This window comes from Oscillibacter sp. (assembly GCF_028693505.1).
In the GTDB taxonomy this organism is placed as follows: Bacteria; Bacillota; Clostridia; order Oscillospirales; family Oscillospiraceae; genus Oscillibacter.
The window spans coordinates 1-6,464 of sequence record NZ_JAQUVF010000047.1 but is presented as its reverse complement, the minus strand read 5'-3'; the positions used below and the strand labels follow the sequence as shown (position 1 = coordinate 6,464).

Annotated in this window: 4 protein-coding genes; 1 reads left to right on the top strand and 3 read right to left on the bottom strand. The window is 55.9% G+C overall.

Features of this window, described 5'->3' with window-relative positions; translation table 11 throughout:
* From PHI30_RS10020 to nifJ, 3 genes are all read right to left on the bottom strand, one after another.
* The coding region (locus PHI30_RS10020; protein WP_300027316.1) for an S-layer homology domain-containing protein at window positions 1-249 on the bottom strand (249 nt) is incomplete at its 3' end.
* Window positions 250-603: 354 nt separating this feature from the next.
* Complete coding sequence (locus PHI30_RS10015; protein ID WP_300027313.1) at window positions 604-1,380, bottom strand: enoyl-CoA hydratase-related protein; 777 nt, start codon at window positions 1,378-1,380, stop codon at window positions 604-606.
* Between the two features lie 211 nt (window positions 1,381-1,591).
* On the bottom strand, window positions 1,592-5,122 hold the full coding sequence (gene nifJ, locus PHI30_RS10010) for a pyruvate:ferredoxin (flavodoxin) oxidoreductase (RefSeq protein ID WP_300027311.1): 3,531 nt from the start codon (window positions 5,120-5,122) through the stop codon (window positions 1,592-1,594).
* 556 nt (window positions 5,123-5,678) lie between these two features.
* Here nifJ and PHI30_RS10005 point away from each other — a divergent pair.
* The coding region (locus PHI30_RS10005) for a diguanylate cyclase (RefSeq protein ID WP_300027319.1) at window positions 5,679-6,464 on the top strand (786 nt) is incomplete at its 3' end.

Here is a 6,464-nt window from a genome sequence, read left to right as displayed (position 1 = left end):
AGCGGATGCGGTGGTGGGCCCCAGGATCAGGTTGCAGATGATCTTGGAAGCGGCGCCACGGGTCAGGGTAGCGCTGGGATTGAAGGTGCCGTCGGTGTAACCATCAACGACATCCAGAGCGGAAATCACGTCAACAGCTTCTTTGTAGTTGATCTTGTTGCTGTCCGTGAAGTCCTCGGCACCGGCGCTGATGGTGACCAAAGACATGGTCATAACCAGAGCCAGAACCAGAGAAAGGAACTTCTTCATAGGTGTTTTCCTCCTTTGAAATTTAGCGGAATTTACCGCCATCTTTGTCAAAACGATTTGCCCTCAGACTTTTCCGGCGCACATACAGTGGCTAGCCGACCCCGTATCTACTCCGGGACGGTCCTCTGGCATTTCATTCTGCATGATGAATATAACACGGCAATTTTGGAAAAGCAATATGCCCGGGCCGTTTGTAACATAACCGTAACATTCGTGGCATCTCTTCGCTTTTTCTTTGTTTCCAATGCTTTGCGCTGTTTTCTTTCCGCGCGATACGCTTCTTTTGCGGCAGCATCTGGAAAGAGAAGCGCAGTGAGACGGCGCTCTCTTCGCGCCGTCTCACCGCAGCTTTTTTTACTGATTCTTGAAGGTTGCGGGGCGCTTTTCCAGGAAGGCCGTCATGCCCTCCTTCTGGTCGGCGGTGGCGTAGCACATACCGAACATTTCGTTTTCCAGCGCGATGCCGTCGTCAATGTCCATCTGCATACCGCGGTCGATGCAGGCCTTGGAATATTTCACGGCAATGGGGGCCGCTTTGGCAAAGGACTTTGCCATCTCCAGCGCGGCGTTCATCAGCTCCTCCGGCGCGTAAACACCGTTGACCAAGCCGATCTCCTTTGCCTCGTCCGCCTTGATCATCTTGCCGGAGAAAATCAGCTCCTTGGCCTTGGCAACGCCCACACGGCGGGGCAGACGCTGGGTCCCGGAAAAGCCGGGGGTGATTCCCAGCGTGACCTCGGGCTGGCCGAATTTGGCCTTTTCAGAAGCCAGAATGATGTCGCAGGCCATGGCGATCTCACAGCCGCCGCCCAGCGCAAAGCCGTTGACTGCCGCGATGGTGGGGATCTCCAGCTTCTCAATGCGGCGGAACAGGGCGCTGCCGGTGCGGCCCCAGTTGCGGCCGGCGGTCAGGTCCATGGGGCACTGCACGCCGATATCGGCGCCGGCCACAAAGGAACGGCCCTCGCCGGTGAGGATCATGCAGTGCAGTGCTTCGTCCTTTTCCACCTCGGTAATGACCTGCGCCAAATCGCGCAGCACGTCGGCATTGATGGCGTTGAGCGCCTCAGGCCGGGTGATAGTCACGATGGCGATGTTTTCCTGCTTTTCGTAGCGAACTGTCTGATACATATGGTTCCTCCTCAAAATTCGCTCCTGCTTTGGCAGAAGCGCTCAATGCATGGGGCGGGCCGGGCAAATCGGCGCGCCCTTGACAAAGGGTTTGGGGTGCCGCCCAAATGCAGGCGGCACCCCGTTGTTTCCATTCCAGACCATAGCGGGACAGCCGGTCCTTACGGGGACTGCTTGGCGGTTTTCAGCTTGGTTGGGACAAAAGGCTTTCTTACTGATCGTCAGCCATCTTGCGATATTTGGCGTAGCGTCTCTTCACATCTTCAATTTCCTTGGTATACAGGGCGTCGGCACGGCCCGGGAAATTGTTTTTCAGGGATGCAAAGCGGTTCTCGCCCATGAGATAATCCATGAGCTTATCCGTATCCGGCTCGGGAGAATCCAGCTGGAACGGGTTCTTGCCCTCTGCGATCCGGCGGGGATCGTAGCGGTAGAGCTGCCAGTAACCGCAATCGACAGCCTTCTTCATCTCGTCCTGCGTGCAGCTCATGCCGGCCTTGATGTGCTGCTCCAGGCAGGGGCAGTATGCAATGACGATGGCGGGGCCGGGATAGGCCTCTGCCTCGCGAATTGCCTTCAGGGTCTGCGCCTGATCGGCGCCCATGGCCACCTGCGCAACATACACATAGCCGTAGTTCATGAGGATGGCGCCCAGGTCCTTCTTGGCCACCTGCTTGCCGCCGGCAGCGAACTTCGCAACCGCGGAGATGGGGGTGGACTTGGAGGACTGTCCGCCGGTGTTGGAATAAACCTCGGTATCCAGAACCAGCAGGTTCACGTCGCGGTTTTGCGCCATGACGTGGTCAATGCCGCCAAAGCCGATATCGTAGGCCCAGCCGTCGCCGCCGATGGCCCAGATGGACTTCTTGGCCAGGTATTCCTTATTATCCAAGATGTACTCCACGTCGGGGGTGCGCTCGATGCTCTCCAGTGCGGCGATCAGCGCGTCGGAAACGGCGCGGGACTTGTCGTGGTCGTTCCAGTCCGCCATATAGGCGCTGATGGCGTCCACTGCCACACCGGCGTCCTTCATGGCTTCCAGCCGAACCAGGAACTCCTTGCGGATTGCGTCCTGTGCATGGAAGAAGCCATAGGCAAACTCGGCGTTATCCTCGAACAGGGAGTGCTCCCAAGCGGGGCCGTGACCGCAGCTGTCCTTGCAGTAGGGCAGGATGGGCGCGCCGCCGCTGATGGCGGAGGAGCAGCCCGCCGCGTTGCCGATGTACATCCGGTCGCCCACCATCTGGCTGACCAGCTTGATGTAGGTGGTCTCCGCGCAGCCTGCGCAGGCGGCGGAGAACTGGAAGTAGGGCTTTGCAAACTGCATGGTCTTGACGCTCTTGTTGGAGATGATATCCTTCTTCAAATAGGCGTCGTTCATGGCGACCTCGTCGAAGTTCACCTGCTCGGGCTTCATTTCCTCGAACGGCGTCATGACCAGAGCGCCCTTTTCCTTGGCGGGGCACACCGTCAGGCACACGCCGCAGCTGAGGCAGTCATAGGGAGAGACCTGCATACGGAAGGAGTAAGCGGGGGCATCCTTGCCAAGGCCCTTGGCGGGCACCGTCTCAAAGGAGGCGGGCACGGTGGCCTTTTCCGCTTCGCTCAGCAAAACGGGGCGAATAGCGGCGTGGGGGCAGGCCATGGAGCAGCGGTTGCACTGGATGCAGCTCTCCGCGTTCCACTTGGGCACCGTGGTGGCAACGCCGCGCTTGGAGTAGGCAGAGGTGCCGTTTTCCCAGGTGCCGTCCAGCACGCCGTGCTTTTTGAACACGGAGACGGGCAGCTTGTCGCCCTTCTGGTGGTCCATGGGCATCACAATATCCCGGACAAAGGGCGTGGCCTTGATCTCTGCGGCAGGGGCATCCACAGCGTTTGCCCAGCTGGCGGGGATCTCCACCTTCACGGCAGCGCTCACGCCCACATCCACAGCCTGGTTGTTCAGATCAACGATCTTCTGACCGGCCTTCTTGAAGTAGGAATTGTAGTTGTTCTTCTTCATGTCCTCCACGGCCACATCCAGCGGAATGACCTTGGTCAGGGCGAAGAAGGCAGCTTGCAGAATGCTGTTGGTGCGCTTGCCAAGGCCGATGCTGGCGGCAAGCTTCACCGCGTCGATGGTGTAGAACTGGGCGTGCTTGCGGCTCAGGTCCTGCTTCATCTTGGCGGGCAGACGCTCTTCCAGCTCCTCCGCGGTCCAGGGGCAGTTCAAAAGGAAAATGCCGCCGTCCTTCAGATCCTCGGTGGTATCGTACTTGCCGACATACGTCGGCGCATGGACGCCCACGAAATCAGCGGAGGAAACCAGATAAGTAGAGCGGATGGGCTGGTCGCCAAAGCGCAGGTGGGACTGGGTCAGGCCGCCGGACTTCATGGAGTCATAGGAGAAATACGCCTGCGCATACTTGTCAGCCACAAGGCCGATGGTGCTGATGGCGTTCTTGTTGGCGCCCACGGTGCCGTCACCGCCAAGGCCCCAGATCTTGCAGGAGACCTCGCCGGGATGGGGGACTTCCACTTCCTTGTAGTCCAGGGAGGTGTGGGTCACATCGTCGATGATACCGATGGTGAAGTTGTTCTTGGGCGTCTCCTGCTTGAGGTTTTCATACACGGCAATGAACTGGCCGGGGGTGGTATCCTTGGAGGAGAGGCCGTACCGGCCGCCGACGACCTGAATATCGCCTCTGCCGGCCTGATTCAGCGCGGTGACGACGTCCAGATACACCGGCTCGCCCACGCTGCCGGTCTCCTTGGAGCGGTCCAGCACGGCGATCTTCTTACAGGTGGCGGGAATGGCGTCCGTGAAATGCTTGACGGAGAACGGTCTGTACAGATGGATCTGCACAAGGCCGACCTTCCGGCCATTGGCGTTCAGGAAATCAATGGTCTCCTTCACCGTCTCGGAGGCGGAGCACATGACCACGATGACCTCTTCCGCGTCGGGAGCGCCATAGTAGTTGAAGAGCTTGTAATCCCGGCCGGTGAGCTTGTTGATTTCGTCCATGTAATGCTGGACCGTATCAGGCACGGAGGCGGCCTTTTCGTTGGCGCCCTCCTTGCACTGGAAGTAAACGTCGGGGTTGACGTTGTTGCCGCGGTTGGTGGGATGCTCCGGATTCAGCGCGTTCCGGCGGAAATCCTTCAGCGCCTGGGTATCCATCAGGCCTCTGAGGTCCTCATAGTCCAGGGCCTCGATGCGCTGCATCTCGTGAGAGGTGCGGAAGCCGTCAAAGCAGTGCATGAAGGCGTACTTGGCGCTGATGGCGGAGAGGTGGGCAACGGCGCCCAAATCCATGGCCTCTTGGGGAGACGCGGACATCAGCATGCCATAGCCGGTCATGCGGCAGGTCATAAAGTCGGTGTGATCGCCAAAGATCGAGTGATGGTTGGAGGTCACCACGCGGGAGGCGATGTGCAGGACGTTTGGCAAAAACTGCCCGCCCATGGCGTACATGGCGGGGATCATCAGCATCAGACCCTGAGAGGAGGTGAAACTGGTGGTCAGTGCGCCCGCCTGCAGGGAGCCGTGGCAGGTACCGGCGGCGCCGGCCTCAGACTGCATCTGAATAACGTCCACCGTGGAACCGAACAAATTCTTTCTGCCCTTGGCAGACCATTCGTCCACCTTTTCCGCCATGGGAGAAGACGGGGTGATCGGATAGATAGCAGCAACTTCCGTGAAGGCATATGCCACATGGGCAGCAGCTGTATTTCCGTCCATAACTACATACTTTTTAGCCATATTTTCTTTCCTTTCCATTGCGCGGAATGACTTTCCACTCTTTATTTTACAGAACTTCCCTATGGATCATTCATACCTTTATCTACTTTATCAGTCCGGGCTGGCAATGTCAAGAATAATACGCAAACTGGTTTGGAAACTCGGCAAAACCGCAGGAAATCCCCTGCGAAAAAGTCCTTTCCGCCAGGTGCCTTCTTCCCTTGCGCCGTGTGGATAAAAAAGATACCGCCTTGTGCTCCCCCCGTTTCTCTGTGTGGGTCAACGGTGTTTATGTGCAAAGCCCGCGCCATCATAACCGAGCAAGCACAGCACATATCTATATTGCCCTTCTCCGGTCAGGCTCGACAACACATCCAATTCATGCTAAAATAGTGCTGAAATCGCAAAAGAACTTTGCCGCCGGCACGATAGGGGCGCACTTGGATTCTCCATTGCCAGTGACGAATGTGCCATAGACGCCTCTGCCCCGAAAGCCGCCCACTCCCTGATGAAGCCCTTTTCGCACAGCGATTTGCCGGCGGCAGACTGTACTTACGAAGGAGTTGCTTAATTGGAAATGTCCCCACTCAATACCGCCAATTCAGATGAAGCAGATCTGTTTAAAGAACGACTAACCATAGCCCTAAAAGCAGCAAAAATTTGTGTGTTTGAGGTTGACCTGGTACAACAGCTCTACACTTTTTTTGAAAACGCAGAAGATATATTTGGTGTTGCAGGCGACGCCATTTTAAACGATGTTCAGCCATATAGCACGCTGAGTCCGGAAGCGTACAGACTGGCTACATCTAATTATTTTTCTCATCCTGATGATGAAGCGATTATTACAAAAGCTTTCAGTGCTATTTTAAGCGGACACGCCACCACCTATCAAGCACGGATGCGGGCCGGCGGTTCAAATTTCATATGGTTTAAAATTGATGTGTCACCGGTCATGCAAGACAACAAACCTGTAAAAATGATTGGTGTAATCACTGATATTTCGCATATAAAACATCAAAATGATTTATTGAAAGAGAAAGCTGTCACAGACGCTTTTACAGGCATGTACAACAAGGATTATTTCAAAACATTGCTGAAGGAGTTTTTAAGCCGGGATGCGTATCGAACGCACGCATTCTTGCTGTTAGACATTGACAATTTCAAGCTCTATAACGATACTTACGGGCATTATGAGGGAGACAGCGCCATTAGAATGCTTGGTACTTTGATTAAGAAAACGTTTAGAGTCTCTGATATTTCCGGAAGATTTGGGGGAGACGAGTTTATGATATTAATAAAAGATTTCCCAAATGAAGCATGGCTCCACGAAAAGGTAAAACAGCTTCTTGCGTTCGAAAATTGT

What these genes read in the sequence shown, in the direction of transcription:
- PHI30_RS10015 (WP_300027313.1), bottom strand. Translation starts at nt 1,380, where the DNA reads ATGTATCAGACAGTTCGCTACGAAAAGCAGGAAAACATCGCCATCGTG.
- nifJ (WP_300027311.1), bottom strand. Translation starts at nt 5,122, where the DNA reads ATGGCTAAAAAGTATGTAGTTATGGACGGAAATACAGCTGCTGCCCAT.